Origin of the sequence: Arthrobacter sp. KNU40, from assembly GCF_051515115.1 — a bacterium.
GTDB lineage: Bacteria > Actinomycetota > Actinomycetes > Actinomycetales > Micrococcaceae > Arthrobacter.
This window is the reverse complement of sequence record NZ_CP195850.1, coordinates 493,839-511,318: the sequence shown is the minus strand read 5'-3', so window position 1 is coordinate 511,318 and position 17,480 is coordinate 493,839. Positions and strand designations below refer to the sequence as shown.

17 protein-coding genes and 1 tRNA gene are annotated in these 17,480 nt (G+C 65.2%); 13 read left to right on the top strand and 5 right to left on the bottom strand.

Annotation, left to right across the window (positions count from 1 at the left end):
• The first annotated feature begins 19 nt into the window (after positions 1-19).
• Complete coding sequence (locus tag ACSKT0_RS02500; RefSeq protein ID WP_437772361.1) at positions 20-406, top strand: VOC family protein; 387 nt, start codon at positions 20-22, stop codon at positions 404-406.
• Positions 403-681: an acylphosphatase gene (locus ACSKT0_RS02495; RefSeq protein WP_437772360.1), complete on the top strand. Its 279-nt coding sequence runs from the start codon at positions 403-405 to the stop codon at positions 679-681. Before ACSKT0_RS02500 ends, ACSKT0_RS02495 begins: the two co-directional genes overlap by 4 nt.
• 24 nt (positions 682-705) lie before the next feature.
• Here the strand turns inward: ACSKT0_RS02495 and ACSKT0_RS02490 are convergent, their stop codons facing one another.
• From ACSKT0_RS02490 to ACSKT0_RS02480, 3 genes are read right to left on the bottom strand one after another with little or no spacing between them, the layout of a single operon-like run.
• A complete protein-coding gene (locus ACSKT0_RS02490) occupies positions 706-1,926 on the bottom strand; it encodes a DNA glycosylase AlkZ-like family protein (protein WP_437772359.1) in 1,221 nt (406 codons plus the stop codon).
• 49 nt (positions 1,927-1,975) lie between these two features.
• The gene (locus ACSKT0_RS02485; RefSeq protein WP_437772358.1) at positions 1,976-2,371 is read right to left on the bottom strand and encodes a 6-pyruvoyl trahydropterin synthase family protein; all 396 of its coding nucleotides are present in this window, start codon (positions 2,369-2,371) and stop codon (positions 1,976-1,978) included.
• A gap of 2 nt (positions 2,372-2,373) precedes the next feature.
• Positions 2,374-3,396, bottom strand: coding sequence for a zinc-dependent alcohol dehydrogenase (locus ACSKT0_RS02480; RefSeq protein WP_437772357.1), 1,023 nt, complete (start codon positions 3,394-3,396; stop codon positions 2,374-2,376).
• Positions 3,397-3,512: 116 nt separating this feature from the next.
• Here ACSKT0_RS02480 and ACSKT0_RS02475 point away from each other — a divergent pair.
• From ACSKT0_RS02475 to ACSKT0_RS02455, 5 genes are all read left to right on the top strand, one after another.
• A tRNA-Ser gene (locus ACSKT0_RS02475) sits at positions 3,513-3,602 on the top strand.
• A 235-nt stretch (positions 3,603-3,837) separates the two neighbouring features.
• Positions 3,838-4,395 carry a dihydrofolate reductase family protein gene (locus ACSKT0_RS02470; protein WP_437772356.1) on the top strand — a complete coding sequence of 186 codons (558 nt, stop codon included), beginning with the start codon at positions 3,838-3,840 and terminating at the stop codon, positions 4,393-4,395.
• Between the two features lie 415 nt (positions 4,396-4,810).
• Positions 4,811-5,938 (top strand): acyltransferase family protein, encoded by a 1,128-nt coding sequence (locus ACSKT0_RS02465; RefSeq protein WP_437772355.1) that lies wholly within the window; start codon positions 4,811-4,813, stop codon positions 5,936-5,938.
• A 219-nt stretch (positions 5,939-6,157) separates the two neighbouring features.
• Complete coding sequence (locus ACSKT0_RS02460) at positions 6,158-8,611, top strand: glycoside hydrolase family 32 protein (RefSeq protein WP_437772354.1); 2,454 nt, start codon at positions 6,158-6,160, stop codon at positions 8,609-8,611.
• A 133-nt stretch (positions 8,612-8,744) separates the two neighbouring features.
• The gene (locus ACSKT0_RS02455) at positions 8,745-9,287 is read left to right on the top strand and encodes a DUF2087 domain-containing protein (protein ID WP_437772353.1); all 543 of its coding nucleotides are present in this window, start codon (positions 8,745-8,747) and stop codon (positions 9,285-9,287) included.
• On the opposite strand, the gene ACSKT0_RS02450 is transcribed toward ACSKT0_RS02455, so the two are convergent.
• Positions 9,284-10,078, bottom strand: coding sequence for a carbon-nitrogen hydrolase family protein (locus ACSKT0_RS02450; RefSeq protein ID WP_437772352.1), 795 nt, complete (start codon positions 10,076-10,078; stop codon positions 9,284-9,286). The two genes, ACSKT0_RS02455 and ACSKT0_RS02450, sit on opposite strands and share 4 nt — an antisense overlap.
• 32 nt (positions 10,079-10,110) lie before the next feature.
• On the opposite strand from ACSKT0_RS02450, the gene ACSKT0_RS02445 reads away from it, so the two are divergent.
• Positions 10,111-10,767, top strand: coding sequence for a GntR family transcriptional regulator (locus ACSKT0_RS02445; RefSeq protein ID WP_437772351.1), 657 nt, complete (start codon positions 10,111-10,113; stop codon positions 10,765-10,767).
• 63 nt (positions 10,768-10,830) lie between these two features.
• Here ACSKT0_RS02445 and ACSKT0_RS02440 read toward each other — a convergent pair whose 3' ends face one another.
• Positions 10,831-12,222 carry an MFS transporter gene (locus ACSKT0_RS02440; protein WP_437772350.1) on the bottom strand — a complete coding sequence of 464 codons (1,392 nt, stop codon included), beginning with the start codon at positions 12,220-12,222 and terminating at the stop codon, positions 10,831-10,833.
• A gap of 147 nt (positions 12,223-12,369) precedes the next feature.
• Here ACSKT0_RS02440 and ACSKT0_RS02435 point away from each other — a divergent pair, with 147 nt between their 5' ends.
• From ACSKT0_RS02435 to ACSKT0_RS02415, 5 genes are all read left to right on the top strand, one after another.
• A complete protein-coding gene (locus ACSKT0_RS02435) occupies positions 12,370-13,056 on the top strand; it encodes a DUF2848 domain-containing protein (protein WP_437772349.1) in 687 nt (228 codons plus the stop codon).
• Positions 13,057-13,165: 109 nt separating this feature from the next.
• Positions 13,166-14,203, top strand: a complete 1,038-nt coding sequence (gene moaA, locus ACSKT0_RS02430; protein WP_437772348.1) for a GTP 3',8-cyclase MoaA — start codon at positions 13,166-13,168, stop codon at positions 14,201-14,203.
• A gap of 63 nt (positions 14,204-14,266) precedes the next feature.
• Positions 14,267-15,163 carry an AAA family ATPase gene (locus ACSKT0_RS02425; RefSeq protein WP_437772347.1) on the top strand — a complete coding sequence of 299 codons (897 nt, stop codon included), beginning with the start codon at positions 14,267-14,269 and terminating at the stop codon, positions 15,161-15,163.
• 4 nt (positions 15,164-15,167) lie between these two features.
• Complete coding sequence (locus ACSKT0_RS02420; RefSeq protein WP_437772346.1) at positions 15,168-16,310, top strand: vWA domain-containing protein; 1,143 nt, start codon at positions 15,168-15,170, stop codon at positions 16,308-16,310.
• Positions 16,303-17,469 (top strand): XdhC family protein, encoded by a 1,167-nt coding sequence (locus ACSKT0_RS02415; protein WP_437772345.1) that lies wholly within the window; start codon positions 16,303-16,305, stop codon positions 17,467-17,469. Before ACSKT0_RS02420 ends, ACSKT0_RS02415 begins: the two co-directional genes overlap by 8 nt.
• Positions 17,470-17,480 lie beyond the last annotated feature (11 nt).

The following is a 17,480-nucleotide window of genomic DNA, read 5'->3' as shown; positions in this document are numbered from 1 at the left end:
CACATCTGAGGAGGACCTCATGACCGTCTCTTTCAACCACACCATCGTCTACGCGACGGACAAACGCCGTTCGGCGGAGTTCCTCGCCAAGGTACTTGGCCTGCCGAGTCCGCAGCCCATGTGGTCCTTCATGACTGTGTCCTTTGCCCATGGAGTAGCCCTCGATTTCGCCACGGCGGACCGGCCCGTCTCGCCGCAGCACTACGCGTTTCTGGTCAGTGAGGACGACTTCGACGGGATCTTCGCGAGGATCCAGGCCGAGGGAATCCCCTATTGGGCGGACCCTGCGCGGTCCCGCGCCCAGCAGATCAACCACAACGACGGCGGACGCGGCGTCTACTTCGCGGATCCGGACGGGCATTTCCTGGAGGCAATCACGCGGCCATATGGATCGGGTGCCGCATGAGTTCCCCGGTGCGGGTCACGGCCATGGTGACCGGCCGCGTCCAGGGCGTCGGTTTCCGCTACTCGACAATGCACCAGGCCCGAATGCTCGGACTGACCGGGGAGGCGGCCAACCAGTTGGATGGCTCGGTGCAGGTGATCGCCGAAGGTGATCGCGAAGCCGTCGATTCCCTGCTGGAATGGCTGCAATCCCGGGATGCCCCGGGCCGCGTAAAACACGTGGATGCCACCTTCACGCAAGCCACCGGGGAGTTCTCCGGATTCTGGGTGGACTGAACCTGCCCCAAGCGAAGCCCGGTGTCAGGCGTTCGCGGCGTTCGCCTTGTCCAAGGCGTCGATGCGCTTCTGCCGCGATGCCGGTGAGTCCAGGCTGAACGAGCGGAAATCCCCCAGGTCCTCGCGGATCCAGCTCTCCACCTCACTGATCCGCTGCGTGACGGCCGCGCTGGGCTTGTCAAACGTCCAGGCGGCGATCCGCTCCTTGCCCGGATCGTATTGCCACAGCCCGATGATCCTTCCCCGGTCCAGGATCGGGTGGTCGGACAGGTCAGCCTGAAGCGCCAGCGTGGTGTCCATAACCTTCCGGCCCCGATCCCGCTCGGCGAGCATGTCCGCCGAGTTCCTGCGCAACAGCACCAAAGAGTCCGTCCCGGCCAGAAGCTGGATCTGCTCCTCCCGTGGTGCCGTAAACGCGGAAAGGTGCTCGACGTCGTCGGGCAGCATCCAGAGCGACTCGCCTGCCTCCGTGGTCACTTCGACGGCGCCGACGGCGGCCAGCGCCGCCTTGCTCTGCGCGACGGTGAAACCCGTTAGCCATTGGCTCTGCTTGAACGTCGCTCCGCCGGTCCAGCGCAGATACCGTTCGATCAAAAGCGCGCGGGCGGCGTCGTCGTCGAGGGAGCTGGGCGGCAGCGCCCATGAGGTGTAGGCGTAGCGTTGCTGGTCGAGGCGGCCATTGACGGGGACGCGACGGATGCGTCCGTCGGCTTGGAGGAGGCCCAGCGCGGTGGGGAGGGTGGTTGACGCACCCTTCTTCTTGCCTTCTTCGCCAAGGCTGCGGACGGACTCGCCAAGCTCGTCCCTGAGCTGCTTCGGGTCCATGGGGTCGCTGGATTCCATGAGGGTGTGCAGCACTTGCTCTTCGAGGAGGGTGATCTCACCGCGTTCGACGCCGAGCCGGGCCAGGACCTTGAATGGCGCCGCCGCGGCCTCCCGGCCGACTTGGAGTCCCCACGCAAAGTCCTTTCGGCCGAGGACGTAGGTGCAACCGCGGGCCGTGGGGAGCTCGTGGATTCTCAACTCGGCGACGTCGCGATCGACCTGTTCGCGCCGGATCCCGGCCCGGGCGAAAAGCGTCAGGTAGGGGTTGGCGCCGCCCACGGAGCGGGCCCAGCCGGCGCGGTCCAGGACTTCCTCGGACGTCTTGCCGGCGAAGGAACCGTCCAGGCCCTGTCGGTGCCACGCCCAGGCGCGAAGGAGTTCCGAGGTGAGTGTTTGGGTCGAAAGCACGGCGGACGTCATGGCCCCATTCTGCACCGTTTGTCCGCCATCCGGGGCAGTCCCGCGCTAGCTATCGCCCGAAATCCAGCGAGAAGCCCGCCCAGGCGTCGGGATGTTCCCGGAGGACCACGTCGACGCCGGCGAGCGCACCGCCGTCGTCGCTCCCGCGGACTTTCGCCGCGACCGCCTCAGCGATGAAGCGGGCCAGCACTTCCGTCGTCGTGAGCTGTCCGGAGAGGTCCGGGTGCTCGTCGAGGTTCTTGTAGTTGAGGCCTGCCAGCACCTCGTCCAGGATGGTTCCGGCGGCGCCGATGTCCAGCACGATCGCGTCGTCGCTCAGTTCCGCCCGGCGGAACGTCATCTCGGCGACGAAGGTGGCTCCGTGGAGTCCCTGCGCCGGGCCGAACGACTCCCGCGGGAGGCTGTGGGCGATCATGAAGTGGCGGCGGACGGTGAGGCTGAACATGGTTAGCCCTTCTTGGTTTTGGGGTAGTTGATGACTCGGCAAAGATCGTCCAGCTCGCCGTTTTCCAGGCCGTTGAAGACCTCCGGCAGCTCCTCGAACTGCGATTCTCCCGTGAGGAACGCGTCGAACACGGGGTCCCGCAGCAGGGAAACCGCCAGCGCCAGCCGCTCGCTTGAGGTGCGGCGGTGCCGGCGGGAACGTGCAACCACTCCAACCTGGCTGGCTCGGATGGAGAGGCGCCGGGCATGGAAGTCCTCCCCCAGCGGCAGGGAGACCTTCCGGTCCCCGTACCAAGACATCTCAATGATCTCGCCCTCGTCACCCGCGAGCTGCAGGCTACGGGCCAGTCCTTCGTCCGTGGCCGAGCAATGGAACACGATGTCGCAGTCCTGTTTTGCATCGTCCGGAAGCGCAAACTCCACGCCCAGGGATTCCACGAACCCGTGCTTCCCCGGATCCGTTTCCACGAGTTGCAAGCGCTGCAGCGGGAAACTGCGCAGCAGTGCTGCGGTCATGCCGCCCACCAGTCCGGCACCGACGACGGCGATCCGGTCACCAAGGCGGGGTCCGGCCTCCCAGAGGGCGTTGAGGGCGATCTCGGCGATGCCGGTGAGCACAGCGCGGCGTGCAGGCACGCCGTCGGGAATTCGGGTGAGTGAAGTGAGCGGCACGACGTAGCGGTCTTGGTGCGGGTGCAGGCAGAAGACGTTCTGGCCGATCCAATCTTCGGGGCCTTCCTCAACGACGCCAACCGACAGGTAGCCAAACTTGACCGGCGCCGGAAAATCCCCGGTTTGATGGGGTGCCCGCATCTTCTTCGCAACCCGAGGCGGGACGTGCGCTTCATGGACCACGAGCTCTGTTCCCCGGCTGATTCCCGAGTACAAAGCTCGGACCATCGCCTCGCCCTGGCCCAGGGCCGGAAGTTCCTCGCTGCGGAGCTCACCTTGGCAGGGGCCCACCGTCCAGTAGGCCAGGGCCGATTGGGGGTGCGTGTTCTGGGGTGCGTTTTGTGGAAGAGTCATCGTGCTTGCGAATCTAGTCCTGCGGCTGCGATTGGGGAAGCGAAGGCTACTTACTAAGTGGGCACCGACCGGCCGTTTTGGGGAACAGGCCTTCACTCCGGTACCCTATTTCAGTTGGTGACGTGTCCGAGCGGCCGAAGGTGCAACACTCGAAATGTTGTTTGGTGTAAAAGCCAACGTGGGTTCAAATCCCACCGTCACCGCCAATGAAAACCCCCGGGAAACCGGGGGTTTTCTGCATTCTCGGGGCGTGGTGGTGCGGGCTTCGCCGACCAAGCTGCCGCAGCGCGTCGAGCAGGGAGCTGATCGCTTTCGTGTATCTCAGGGCGTCAGAGGAGACAATGACTACCTCCAGAGGACACTGGCGATTCCGGCGGAATAGCCTCCGTGGCAAGGCGGCGATAGTTGAGGCGTCGGTAAGTGGCGGCCTAGCATCGTCGTATGGGCCTCCTAACGTTCAGTATCAACGTCACCCTGGATGGTTGCGTCGACCATCGGGAAGGCATCGCCGACGACGAGACGCACGCCTACTTCACCCGCCTTATGGACGAGGGGGGCGCAATGCTCTGGGGCCGCACCACCTACGAGATGATGGAGAGCTACTGGCCAGCGGTCGCCCGCGGCGACGAGGACGCGCCGCCCGCGATGCGCGAGTGGGCGCTCAAGCTGGAGGCCAAGCCGAAGTACATTGTGTCGTCGACGCGAAGTGACTTTCCGTGGACCAACAGCCACCACGTCGTGGGCGACCTGCGGACGGCGGTGCAGGATCTCAAGGATGCGACTCCCGGCGGGGTGCTCGTCGGCAGCGGCAAACTTGCCACAGGGTTGGACCAACTGAATCTGATCGACGAGTACAAGTTCCTTGTCCATCCCAGGATTGCCGGCCACGGTCCCACGCTGTACCAAGGCGGGCTGCCTAGCACCCGATGTCTCGACCTGATCTCGGCGGAGCCGCTTAGCAACGGCGCGGTCGCCTTGCACTATCGACGGGCTGATTGAGGGTGGCTGGACGCGGGTGAGCTTCGGCTGAAAAGACCGTGCGCTCGTTAAGGTAGAACCAGATGCGGGCGGTGCCCTTCGCCGTCGGCTTGTGCTGCCAGCGCTCGTAAGTCGCGCAACCCCGCTCGATGACGCCGAGTTCGCCCTTCTTGGCCGCGGCCACAGTTACGGCCGCTCCACGGTCGCGTCATCGTCAGGCCGCTCGAGGTCGGCGCTGCCGAGCCCGGCGGCTACCGCCGCGGCCGTCTCTTTCCAGCTGGTCGGCTCGGCAATGGCGAGGTGCGGCTGGTTGGTTGAGAAAGGAGACGCTTGACCTCCTCAGATCTACTCGTGTAGCTTCAGAAAGAATGTTAGCCGGGTCACACTCAAGAAGGTCACCGAAAGCCCCCGGGGCCCGAAAAGAGATGACCAGCCCATGAAGATCCCAACGTCAGCCGGGGACCGTCCAAGCCTGTCCATACTTGGCGCCCGCACCCTCGGTAACGCCCTGGGCTCCGGACGAAACTCACTGAACGCCCTTCGCCTGGTATTCGCAGCAGCCGTGATCGTCTCGCACTCCTGGTGGCTGGGCGGCTACGGCCCGGAACCTTCGCTTTACGGGATCAAGCTCGGCACGGCAGGCGTCATGGGCTTCTTCGCCATCTCCGGCTATCTCATCACCGTCAGCGCCGAACGCTCGGACACTGTGCTGGAGTACGCCGCAGCCCGGCTCGCCCGCATCTATCCGGCCCTCGTGGTCGCCGCGCTTGCTGTTGCCTTCGTGGCAGCACCGCTTGGCGCCCTCCTGACCCACGGAACTTACGATCTGCGCGGAGCTTTGGCCTTCCTCGGCGCCGCCCTGGCGCTCAGCGTCGGCGTTATGGACACGCCCGCCATTGGGACGTCCCTCTGGGGCAACAACGACCGCTTCGACTGGAACGGCCCCCTATGGACTCTCACCTGGGAGGGGCTGTGCTACGTCATCATCGCCATCGTCGTGTTCCTGCTCCGCAGGCTTCCAGGGAGCAGGCGAGGCACGGCCACCGCAATTTTCCTGCTCTTTGCCGCATCCACCGGAGCAGTCTTCGGAAAGCTCCTCGCCGGCAGCTTGGGGCCGAACCGCACCGAATTCGCCCTCCCGCTGCTCGCAATCTTCATGGCAGGGTCCCTCCTTGCCACCCAGAGGCACCGGGTCCTCATCGGTGCGGTGCCAAGCCTTCTCGCCGTACTGGCCGTCTTGGGCGCCCTCGCCACGGGCTACGGCACAGCCCTCGCCCCACTGCCGTTTGCCTACCTCGTCCTGTCGATCGGTTCAATCGGCAGCGCGTCCGCCATCGGGTCACGATATGACATCTCCTACGGGATCTACATCTACGGGTGGCCAATCCAGCAACTCCTCGCAGCCGCCCACACACCGGCACACGTTCCCGTGCTCGGCTTTGCTGCACTCGCTCTCGTTGCGGCCTGGCCACTCGGTTTCCTGAGTTGCGTGGCCGTCGAGCAGCCAGCCCAGCGGGTCCGACGCGCTCTCGTGAGCCGCCTCGCCGCCCGCGTGGCCAATTAGAACAATCCGCTTAAACGCTTGATCAACGGATCACCATCAGTTACTCTTGCCGTGATTAAGCGTTTAATCAAAAGTCCTTGACTCCACCACAAGCTCCCCCGCCTGCTCAACAACGCCGTGTGCAGAGGCTCGTCGCAGAGCCATCGGCGGTCGAGTAGTCCTCACAGACCCGGAGATTTTATGGCCCACCCAGCAAGGAAGCTGGCGAAGAGGGCGAGCATGCCCGCCCTCTTCGCCGCGCTCACGATGTTCTTCACGACCACCATAGTTACTGCCGACATTCCCGGCGCGGGAGCCGTCGGCAGCGCGACCGCACCGACAATGCGCGCCATATACCACATGACTCCCCCGTCAGGATGGCTGAGCGATCCTCAGCGGCCCATCTATCTCAACGGCAAGTACAACCTGTATTACCTTCATAGCAACCAGGACAACGGCCCTGGCGGCTGGCGACATGCGACGTCGTCGGACACTGTGGTGTTCAACGACCAAGGCGACTCCCTTCCGCTCCAGAGCAATTTCCCCGTATGGACCGGCTCCTCCGTGATCGATACGAACAACACCGCGGGATTCGGGGCCGGAACCGTCGTCGCGCTCGCCACGCAACCCGCCGACGGCGACGCGTTCCAGCAATCGCAATACCTCTGGTTCTCGACCGACGGCGGGTCCACCTTCACGCAGTACGGCGCACCGGTCATCGCCAACCCGGACGCTTCGGACTGGTTCCGCGACCCGAAGATCGTTTGGGACGCGGCGCACTCTACGTGGGTAGCGGCGATCGGCCGCGCGCAGAAAATCACGTTCTACACCTCGCCGGACCTCAAGACCTGGACACACCAGACGGATTTCAGCTACACCACGCCGAATATCGGCGGCGTTGAGTGCCCGGATATCTTCCAGATGAAGGCCAACGACGGTTCGTGGCATTGGATCATGGCCGGGAGCATGCAGGGTGACTACAGCGGCAAGCCGGACACGTACGCATACTGGACCGGCACGTGGAACGGCTCGGCGTTCGTCGCAGACCAGACGGACCCGCAGTGGCTCGACTGGGGCTCGGACTGGTATGCCTCGGTGACGTGGCCGGACGCCGCGAATCCCGACGCTTCCCGTTACGCGATCGGCTGGATGAACAACTGGCACTACGCCCCGCACACCGTGCCGACTGACGCCACCGACAACTACAACGGCCAAATGTCCGTGGTGCGTCAGCTCAGCCTCAAGTCCGAGGGCAGCGGTGTCTACAGCCTTCTATCCCAGCCGACGCCAAATCTGGCCAACTACGCCACAAAAACCGTGAAGCCCGCCAACGCAACGGTCAATGGACGGACATCCCTCGACTACCATGGCTCGGCTTACGAGCTCGACGCGGACGTCAGTTGGACCACGCTGAACAACGTCGGTATCTCCGTCGGCGAGAACAAGGACGCCAGCCGGCACACGAACATCGGGGTCTACGGGGGCAACCTTTACGTCGATCGCTCCGCGCAGGACCAAGTGCCGTACTCCTTCGGGACGTACCAGCAGTCCCAGGCGCCGCTCGCTTCGGGTGCAACGTCCGTACATCTCCGGATCCTTGTGGACCACGGCAGCGTGGAGGTCTTCGCCGACGACGGCCGGATCGCCCTCTCGAACCAGGACTTCTTCACGTCGTCGGACACGGGGATCTCCCTCTACACGATCGGCGGCAGCGCCGACTTCGCCAACCTTTCGATCACGGAATTCGCCAACATCACCGAACAGGCGAATCCCGCGGCGCCCTACGCGGACTTCGAGGGCAGCAGCTATGGCCCATGGACGACGGCGGGCACGGCCTTCGGTTCCGGGCCCGCCACCGGCGCGCTCCCCAACCAGCAGCCCGTCACGGGCTACCTCGGGAACAAGCTCGTCAACAGTTTCAACGGCGGCGACGCGTCGACCGGAACGCTGACTTCGCCGTCGTTCACCATCGGCCACTCGTACGTCAACTTCCTCTCAGGAGGCGGGAACAACCCGAGGCCCTCGGATGTCTTCGCCGATTTCGAGGGCGCGACGTGGGGTGCCGGCTGGACGGCGTCGGGCAGTTACGTTGGTCAAGGCCCGACGGCGGAATCCCTCCCGAACCGGCTCGGCTCCAAGGTCCTCGATACGTACGCCGGAGGGGGTGATGCCGCCACGGGCGCGGTCACGTCGCCGACATTCACGATCACGCGGGACTATATCGATTTCCTCATTGCCGGAGGCAATCACCCCTGGGGCCAGTCAGGTGCCGCTGCGGTGAACCTCCTCGTCAACGGGCAGGTAGTCCGCACGGCGACGGGCCAGAATTCATCGACGATGTCGAACGTTAACTGGGACGTCCACACGCTCGTGGGACAGAAAGCCCAAATCCAGGTCATCGACCACGCAAGCGGATCCTGGGGCCACCTCATGGTGGATCAGATCGTATTCAGCAGCATGCCGAACGCGGTTGGCGGTGGGCCGGACAATCAGACCACGGTGAATCTCGTCGTCAACGGGCAGGTCGTTCGCACCGCAACGGGCCAGAACAGCGAGCACCTCGCATGGACGTCGTGGAACGTCTCCGACCTCATCGGCCAGAGCGCCCAGCTCCAGGTGGTCGATAACGGCACGGGAAGCTGGGGCCATGTCCTGCTGGACCAGGTCATCTTCGAAGACATCCCGGCCGCCTAGCTCGCTCGGCTTGTCCGTCCTGACCTTCTTGCCGCTCGAAAGCCCTAAAATGACGCGGCTCGCCGTGTCGTAAGCGCTTTCCCAAACGAAAGAAGGTCAGGACGGCGCGTCGGTTTGTGCCTAAGCTGGGCTCATGGGGAGCAACTCACTGACGACGCCGGATGCGCGGCGCCTCCTCGCCGCACTGGCAAACACCCAAGCCCGGAGGGTCTTCGCTGAGATCAGCGTTGGCGGTACCCCGGGCAGTTCGCTCTCGCCAGCGAAACTCGAACGGGCGCTCGCGCTCCTGGACCAAGCAGGGCTGGTCGAAACGGTTGAGACCGAAGGCGATGTTCGCTACCGCATCCGCGAGCATGCCTTCCGGGACGCGCTGGCGAGCCTTTCGTCGGCACCCAGCCCGTCCGGCGTCGAGCGCTTCTTGACCTCGGATGGCCGCATTGATCGCTATCCGGCGAGGGAGGCAGACCGACTCAAGGTTCTCGCCTGGGTTGCGACGCGCGTCCTCCAGACCAGCGAGCGGGTGGCGGAACGGGAGCTTAACGAACGCGTCGCCCGGTTCACCGGAGACGTGCCCATGCTCCGGCGGTACCTTGTTGACTCCGGCATCGTGAGCCGCACGCCCGACGGCTCGGCCTACTGGCTGGCCCTCGAAGAAGACGCCGACGGCGGCCGCTAGAGGTCCCTGGCATTCGCCAGAACGGGAAGCTTGCCCCGGACTTCTTCCACAACAGACGGATCGATGTCCACGATGGCGAGTTCCGGCATTTCCCCGAGGGCGGCGACTACGACACCCAGTGGCGAGATCACAGCGCTGTGCCCGATGCCTGTGGGCGCCGTGTCTGTGGAGGGGAGGCCGACGCTCGCGGGATCGCCTTGGCCGCACGCCACGACGAAGGTGGTGCTGTCCACTGCGCGGGCCCGCACCAGCAGTTCCCACTGCTCTGCTTTGCCTTCGCCGGCGCCCCATGAGGCGCAGACGATGTTGACCTGCGCTCCTGCCCGTGCGTTGGCGGTGAAGAGTGCGGGGAAACGAACGTCGTAACACGTGGCAAGGCCAAACACGGTGCCGTTGAGTTCGAAGGTTACAGGCGACGTGCCGGCGTCGACCGAATCAGACTCCGCGAAGCCGAATGCATCAAAGAGGTGGATCTTGTCGTAGGACGTGTCAATCCCGCGGCCGGTGACCAAGAGGGTGTTCCGGACCCGTCCGCCCTCGCCGGGGGTGAACATTCCCGCCACGACGGCGATATCCAGCTCCCGTGCAAGGCTGCGGACCGCTGCGGCCCACGGCCCGTCCAGCGGTTCGGCGATGTCGGCCAGGCTGTTGCCGAAGGCGCGCATGGCTGCTTCAGGAAAGACAACGAGTTCGGCTCCAGCAGCCTTGGCCCGGGTGGCGTATTCTCGGATCAGTTCCAGGTTGGCGGCCACATCGGCCCCGGTGATGATTTGTGCCACGGCTAAACGCATGAATTTACTCCAGATTGTTGTATACATGATGTATGCGAAAAAGTTCGGGGACTGCGGCGTCCGGCCGCGAGAAGGCGTACGCGTACCTGCGTGAAAATATCCTGATCGACCCCGAGGTGCAGGGGAAGTTCCTGAATGAGCAGGAACTGGCCGCGGAAATCGGCGTATCGCGTACGCCGGTGCGTGAGGCGCTCTTGCTGCTGGTCTCGGACGGTTTGGTGGAACTGATTCCCCAGCGCGGAGCTTACGTTCCCCCGGTGACCGGCCGGGAAATGTCCGAATTGATGGAACTGCGCGGGATCCTCGAAAGCCACGCCGCCCGCTTGGTCATCGAGCAGGGACGTGTCCCCGCCGGGACGATGCAGGAAACCCTTGACCTGCAGGCAAAGCTTCCCGAGGAACTGAGCCCGGAGGCGGCCCGTGAGTTTATCCGTCTGGACACCCTGTTCCACCAGCAGCTCATCGACGCGGCGGGCAACGAGCTCATTTCCCGGACGTACAGTAAGCTCCACGTCCGGCAAATTTTGGTGGGAGTCTCCGCGCTGTTCCGTACCGGAGGCCGCCGCGAGCAAGTGTGCGCCGAACATCAGGACATACTCGACGCCCTGATGTCCGGCGACGCGGCGACGGCCCAGAAGGCCATTGACCATCACCTCGCGGTGACCCGGGACATCCTGCTCCGGACTTGAGACGGCCTTCGCCCCCCCAGCGCAGCTCGCTGAGATCCTCACGATTCCTCCGGACGGCCAGCGTCAGCGCGTTTCCGCGCCGGCGGACGGTCGGCTTCCTGCCGCAGATCCTTCGAGCAGCAGACGGTAGTCCTCATCCTCCACGGTGTTGGAGTCCCGGCCGAGCGCCAAGCCGACTACGGTGACGACGGCGGCTAGGGCCACATAGATGGCAACCGGAATCCAGGTGCCGAACTGGGACAGCAACAGCGTGAACATCAAGGGTGCAATGGCGCCCCCGATCACGCCGGCAAAGGTGTAGGCCAGCGAACTTCCGGTGGACCGCAGCCTCGGGGAGAACTGTTCCACGATGAAGGCGGCCTGCGGTCCGTACATGAAGGAGTGCGCCATGAGACCCAGGACGATTCCCACGATCAGCAGTGGCTCGCTGTGCCCGCCCAGGATGCCGAAGAAGACGAAAGTCCAGACGGCTCCAACCACTGCCGCAATCCCGTAGACGAGGCGCCGGTTGAAGCGGTCGGAGACGGCTCCGGCAAGCGGGATCATGAACAGCTGAAACGCCGAGCCGATCAACACGGCAGTGAGGACCTGGCTGCGGTCATAGCCAAGCGTCTGGATCCCGTAGCTCAGGGTGAAGACGGTGAACAGGGCGTAGAGCACGTCCGGGCCTACCCGGCACAGGGTGGCGGCGACGAGCGGCCGGAGTTCCTTGCTGAAGACCTCACGGACCGGAGCGTTGGGCTGCTCACCGTGCGCCTCGATGGCCTTGAAAATCGGGGTATCTTCAAGCTTCAGCCGAATCCAAAGGCCGAACCCGACCAGCACGGCCGAGACCAGGAAGGCGATGCGCCAGCCAAAGCTGATGAACTGCGCTTCACTGAGGGTAACGGTCAGGACGGCCAGCGTCCCGTTGGCCAGGAGGTTGCCGGCCGGCGGTCCGACCTGGGCCGCGGAAGCCCAGAACCCGCGCCTATGGGGATCGCCGTACTCGCTGGAGAGCAGCACTGCGCCGCCCCATTCGCCACCGACCCCCACGCCCTGGGCGAAGCGCAGCAATACCAAGATGATCGGGGCCGAGATGCCGATGCTGCCGTAACCAGGCAGCACCCCGATCAGTACGGTGGCGACGCCGATGATCATCAGCGTTGTCACCAGCACCTTTTTGCGGCCGATGCGGTCACCGAGCCGTCCGAAAATGATGCCGCCTACAGGACGGGACACATAGCCCACGGCATAGGTGGAGAACGCCAGGATGGTCCCGGTCAAGGGATCCGATGACGGGAAGAAGACGATGGGGAATACGACGGCGGCCGCGGCGGAGTAGACAGCAAAGTCGTACCACTCGAGCGCGGTGCCGGTGAGGCTTGCGGCAAAGGCCCTGTACAGGCCTTTGGGATGCATCGGCTTTCCCGGACGCGGCGCTGCGCCGGAAGCCGGAACTGGAACGTTGGCCATGGGTTTCCTCCACGAGAAGTTTACGGTGACGCCTGCCACACTGGCGTTAAATGTATACATTACGCATACTGGATGTACATTGGCGACTGTTTCCGGTTTCCGATCTGAAAAATTTCTCCAGCAGGACACGCAAAGGATGGACAGAAAATGACGACTCTGAGCTTTGAACTTCCCGATGGCACCACGAGGAACGTCCAGGTCAAGCACCTCCTGAACGCCGGCTACGCGGGACGCGAGCAGGAAGAAGTGCAGGCCCACATCGCCGAACTGGCCGAACTTGGCGTTCCCGGCCCCGCGACCACGCCGGCGCTGTACCCCGTGTCGCCATACTTGGCCCAGCAGGTTTCGGAAGTCCGCGTCCAGCACGGCAGGACCTCGGGTGAAGCCGAATGGGCCCTGGTGATCACTGATGAGGACGTGCTCCTGACCGTGGCGTGCGACCACACCGACCGCGAACTCGAGGTCCACGGGGTGGCTTGGAGCAAGAACGCCAGCCCGGACGTGTTGGGGCGCAAGGCCTGGCGCCTGGATGATGTCCGCGACCATTTGGACAAGATCACGCTCAAGGGGTGGGTGGGCGACGGCGAAACGCCGGACACCCTTATCCAGGACAGCTCGTTGGAGGCGCTCCTCAGCCCTGACTACTGGCTCGAGGTCCTGGCGGAGCGCGGCCTGAACCAGCCGGGCACGGTCCTCATTTCAGGCACGGTGGCAATGAAGCATGGGGTTGACCAGTTTGCCCGCAGCTGGAAAGTGGAAATGAGCGATCCGGTGACCGGCACGTCGGTGGACGCCCAGTACGTTGTGGAGCGGATGGCGAAGCCCATCGGCTGAGTCCGGCTCCGCCGTCGTTCAGCCGTCTCCATTGTGGGCGCCCGAAACCGGGCTTACGCTGGGAGAGGCACAAGCGGTTGGCATTACTACCGCGTTGAGAGGGCGCTGCATGGACGGCAATTCCATCACCGACACCTTCCACCGGCCCCTGAGGGACCTGCGGATTTCCGTCACGGACCGATGCAATTTCCGTTGCGTGTATTGCATGCCCAAGGAGATCTTCGGGCGGGATTTCGTTTTCATGCCCCGGGATCAGCTGCTGACGTTTGAGGAAATCACCCGGCTGGCGTCGATCGCGGTGGGGCACGGGGTGCGCAAGATCAGGCTGACCGGCGGGGAACCCCTGCTGCGGAAGGACATCGAGGAATTGGTCCGGATGCTGGCCCGGTTGCGCACCCCCGACGGGCTGGCACCGGACCTGGCCATGACCACGAACGGCTCGGTCCTGGCGCAGAAGGCACAAGCCCTCAAGGATGCCGGGCTGAACCGTGTGACGGTCTCGCTCGACTCACTCCGGGAGGAGACCTTCCAGGCCATGAACGACGTCGGCTATCCCGTGGCGAAGGTCCTTCACGCCGCTGACGTTGCCCAGGCCGCGGGACTGGGGCCGGTGAAAATCAACATGGTGGTCAAGCGCGGCACGAACGACCAGGACATCCTTCCCATGGCGAGCCATTTCAAGGGATCCGGGTTCGTCCTGCGGTTCATCGAGTACATGGACGTGGGGGCGTCCAACGGCTGGAAAATGGATGAAGTGGTGCCCTCCGCCGAGATCCTGGCCCGCATCGGGGCGGTGTTCCCGCTGGAGCCCGTGGCGCCCAACTACCCCGGCGAGACCTCGGATCGCTGGCGCTACGCGGACGGCAGCGGCGAAATCGGAGTCATTTCCAGCGTGACCCAGGCCTTTTGCCGCGGCTGCACCCGGGCCAGGCTATCTGCAGACGGGAAGTTGTTCACGTGCCTTTTCGCCACAACCGGCACTGACCTAAGGGCTCTCCTGAGGGGCGGCGCGTCCGACGTCGAGCTTTCGACGGCGTTGTCCGCCCTGTGGGGTGGCCGTACGGACCGCTACTCGGAACTGCGCAGTTCGCACACGCCGAAAGACCCCACGGCACACAAGATCGAGATGTCGTACATCGGCGGGTAGCCCAGGCGGACCGCATCACCCGAGGCTCCCCCGCAGCCCGGCCAGTGACCCTATGCTGGTGCCATGACGCAGACGTCGATCAGTTCCGCCACAGCGCTGGCCGAAATGCTGGCCGCCACCGGCTACCTCGCCGACGAGGGCCTGGCCACCATTGGCTACCTCGCCCTGAGCATGGAACGGCCGCTTCTGCTGGAGGGCGAACCGGGCACCGGCAAGACCTCCCTCGCCGAAGCGCTGGCGGAAGGGTTCGGACTGCCGCTGATCCGCTTGCAGTGCTATGAGGGAATCGACGCGTCGCAGGCGCTATATGACTGGGACTTCACTGCCCAGATCCTGCATCTGCGCAGCGTGGAGGCCAGCAGCGGCGCGGGAATGGGTGCGGGTTTGAGCGTGGCCGAGCTGGAAAGCTCGCTCTACGACAAACGGTTCCTGCTGGCCCGGCCCATCCTTAAGGCATTGCAGCAAAGCCCGGCCGTGCTGCTGATTGACGAAATCGACCGGGCTGACGACGAGTTCGAGGCGTTCCTCCTGGAGGTGCTCTCGACCTACCAGGTCTCCATCCCCGAGTTCGGCACGGTCAAGGCTGATACCCCGCCGATCGTGGTGCTCACCTCCAACCGGACCCGCGACCTGCACGACGCGCTCAAACGCCGGTGCCTCTACCACTGGATCGACCACCCCGGGCTGGCCCGCGAAGTGGAAATTGTGCGCACCCGGCTCCCCCAGGTGCCCGCGCTCCTGGCCGAGCAGGTGGTGCGCGCCGTCCAGCAGATCCGGGTCACTGACGACGTGCTCAAGCCTCCCGGAGTGGCCGAAACCCTGGACTGGGCCCGTGCGCTGCACCAGCTCGGCCGGGCCGAGCTTGACCTGGCCTCGGCCGCGGCCAGCATCGGCGCGCTGTGCAAGTACCGCGAAGACACCGAGCGGGTCTCGGCGGCCCTGGCCCGGATGCTCGGCTGAGCCCATGCCACTCGCAGGAGGGAGCCCCCCGGCAGGCCAGAGCGCAAGCCAGGGCACAGGCCACAGCGCCGAAGAGATCCTGTTGGCCTTTGCTGCCGCGGTACGCGCGGCAGGCGTGAAAGTGACCGCGGACCGCTCGCTCAGCTTCGTCGACGCCGTTGGCAGGCTCGCCGTGGACCGCCGCTCGGATGTGTTCTGGGCCGGCCGCGCCACGCTTTGCGCCTCCCCGGAGGATTTGCCCGCCTACCAGCGGACGTTTGAGGCCTGGTTCGCCGTGGAACATTCCGCCGCGCAGCAGCTCGAAACCTCGGCGACGTCCGTCAGCGCCGCCGCTTTGGACGACGACGGCGGCCCGGAAGGTGGGCGGGAACAGTTGCGGGCACTCGCCAGCCGCCGGGAGTTGCTGCGGCACCGCGATATAGCCGTCCTGGACGACGCGGAACGCGCACTGCTGCACCGGATGTTCGAGGAGCTGCAGGTCCGCTTGCCCACCCGGCAGACCCGGCGCAAGCACCTCGACCGGCACGGCGACGTCGACCGCGTACGGACCCTGCGCGACCAGCTGCGCCGCGGCGGGGAACCGGGGCCGCTGCGCCGCGCCCGTGCTCCGCGCAAACCCCGCCGGACGGTCTGGTTGATCGATGTTTCGGGTTCGATGACACCCTACGCGGACAGCCTCCTGCGCTTGGCCCACCGGGTAGTGGAAGCCGCCCCGCGCCAGGTGGAGGTATTCACGATTGGAACCCGGCTGACCCGTGTGACCGGCGCGCTTCGGGTTCCGGACCCGGACAATGCCCTGGCCCTCGCCGGCCGCACCGTCCCTGACTGGTCCGGCGGAACCCGGCTTGGAGAGGTGTTGCGAGCATTCAACGACCGCTGGGGCCAGCGCGTGATGGTGCGCGGCGCCGTCGTCGTGATTGCCAGCGACGGATGGGAGCGAGGCGACCCGGCACTGCTGGGACGCCAGGCCGAGCGGCTGCATCATCTGGCGAGGCGGATCATTTGGTCCAATCCGCACCGCGGCAAGGCGGGGTACGAGCCCCTGCAACGGGGAATCAGGGCGGTGCTGCCGCACGTTGACTTCTTTATAGGGGGGCACTCAATGCAGAGTTTCGAGGAGTTGTTGGACGTGGTTGCCAATGCGTGAGGTCTTGGACGATCTGGTCGCCGCCATGGCGGCCGGCCACACTGTAGGACTCGGAACGGTGGTGCGGACCTTCCGCTCCGCACCGCGGCCGGCCGGCGCCGCGATGATGGTCGACGCCGACGGCAGTGCGGTGGGCTCGGTGTCCGGCGGGTGCGTCGAAGGAGCGCTCTACGAACTGGCCACCAAGGTGGTCGAATCGGGCAAGCCGGTGCTGCAGCGCTACGGCATCAGTGACGACGCCGCGTTCGAGGTCGGCCTGACCTGCGGCGGGATCCTGGACATTTTTGTGGAGCCGGTCTCCACTGAGAACTTCCCGGAACTGGCCCAGGTAGCGGACGACGTCGGCGCCGGCCGCCCGGTTGCCATCGTCACTGTGATCGAACACCCCGATCCGGCCTGGCTGGGCCGCCACCTGGTGGTCCGCCCTGACGGGTTCGTCGGTTCCCTCGGCAGCGAGCGTGCCGACCATGCGGTATCCGACGACGTCCAAGGCCTGCTCGCCGCGGGCCGCAACGCCACGCTCATGTACGGACCGGACGGGCAGCGGCGCGGGGAAGGCATGCGCGTTTTCGCCCTCAGTTTCGCCCCGCAACCGCGGATGCTGGTGTTCGGGGCGATCGACTTCGCCGCCGCCGTCGCGAAACAAGGCACCTTCCTGGGCTACCGGGTTACGGTCTGCGACGCACGCGCGGTTTTCGCAACGGCTGCCCGGTTCCCGCAGGCGGACGAGGTGGTGGTGGAATGGCCGCACCGCTACCTGCAGGCGCAGATCAGCGCCGGCCAAGTCGATGAACGCACCGTGATCTGCGTACTGACCCACGACCCGAAATTCGACGTGCCGCTGCTGGAGTTGGCGCTGCGCCACAACGTGGCGTACGTGGGGGCGATGGGATCCCGGCGCACGCACCACGATCGCTTGGAACGGCTGCGCGAAGCGGGCCTGAGCGAGGCCGAATTGGCCAGGCTTTCCAGCCCGATCGGCCTGGATCTGGGGTCCCGCACTCCGGAGGAAACGGCCGTCTCCATTGCCGCCGAGATCATTGCCCTTCATTGGGGTGGCGGGGGCGGAAGATTGAGCACCATGGAGGCCCGGATCCATCACGAACCCACGGTAGAAGCGGACCATGAGGATGCGGGGTACGAACTCAATCCGAGCTAGGGCGCTCACCT

Coding starts and splice junctions, on each gene's coding strand:
- ACSKT0_RS02500 (WP_437772361.1), top strand. CDS start 20: ATGACCGTCTCTTTCAACCACACCATCGTCTACGCGACGGACAAACGC.
- ACSKT0_RS02495 (WP_437772360.1), top strand. CDS start 403: ATGAGTTCCCCGGTGCGGGTCACGGCCATGGTGACCGGCCGCGTCCAG.
- ACSKT0_RS02490 (WP_437772359.1), bottom strand. CDS start 1,926: ATGACGTCCGCCGTGCTTTCGACCCAAACACTCACCTCGGAACTCCTT.
- ACSKT0_RS02485 (WP_437772358.1), bottom strand. CDS start 2,371: ATGTTCAGCCTCACCGTCCGCCGCCACTTCATGATCGCCCACAGCCTC.
- ACSKT0_RS02480 (WP_437772357.1), bottom strand. CDS start 3,396: ATGACTCTTCCACAAAACGCACCCCAGAACACGCACCCCCAATCGGCC.
- ACSKT0_RS02470 (WP_437772356.1), top strand. CDS start 3,838: ATGGGCCTCCTAACGTTCAGTATCAACGTCACCCTGGATGGTTGCGTC.
- ACSKT0_RS02465 (WP_437772355.1), top strand. CDS start 4,811: ATGAAGATCCCAACGTCAGCCGGGGACCGTCCAAGCCTGTCCATACTT.
- ACSKT0_RS02460 (WP_437772354.1), top strand. CDS start 6,158: ATGCCCGCCCTCTTCGCCGCGCTCACGATGTTCTTCACGACCACCATA.
- ACSKT0_RS02455 (WP_437772353.1), top strand. CDS start 8,745: ATGGGGAGCAACTCACTGACGACGCCGGATGCGCGGCGCCTCCTCGCC.
- ACSKT0_RS02450 (WP_437772352.1), bottom strand. CDS start 10,078: ATGCGTTTAGCCGTGGCACAAATCATCACCGGGGCCGATGTGGCCGCC.
- ACSKT0_RS02445 (WP_437772351.1), top strand. CDS start 10,111: ATGCGAAAAAGTTCGGGGACTGCGGCGTCCGGCCGCGAGAAGGCGTAC.
- ACSKT0_RS02440 (WP_437772350.1), bottom strand. CDS start 12,222: ATGGCCAACGTTCCAGTTCCGGCTTCCGGCGCAGCGCCGCGTCCGGGA.
- ACSKT0_RS02435 (WP_437772349.1), top strand. CDS start 12,370: ATGACGACTCTGAGCTTTGAACTTCCCGATGGCACCACGAGGAACGTC.
- moaA (WP_437772348.1), top strand. CDS start 13,166: ATGGACGGCAATTCCATCACCGACACCTTCCACCGGCCCCTGAGGGAC.
- ACSKT0_RS02425 (WP_437772347.1), top strand. CDS start 14,267: ATGACGCAGACGTCGATCAGTTCCGCCACAGCGCTGGCCGAAATGCTG.
- ACSKT0_RS02420 (WP_437772346.1), top strand. CDS start 15,168: ATGCCACTCGCAGGAGGGAGCCCCCCGGCAGGCCAGAGCGCAAGCCAG.
- ACSKT0_RS02415 (WP_437772345.1), top strand. CDS start 16,303: ATGCGTGAGGTCTTGGACGATCTGGTCGCCGCCATGGCGGCCGGCCAC.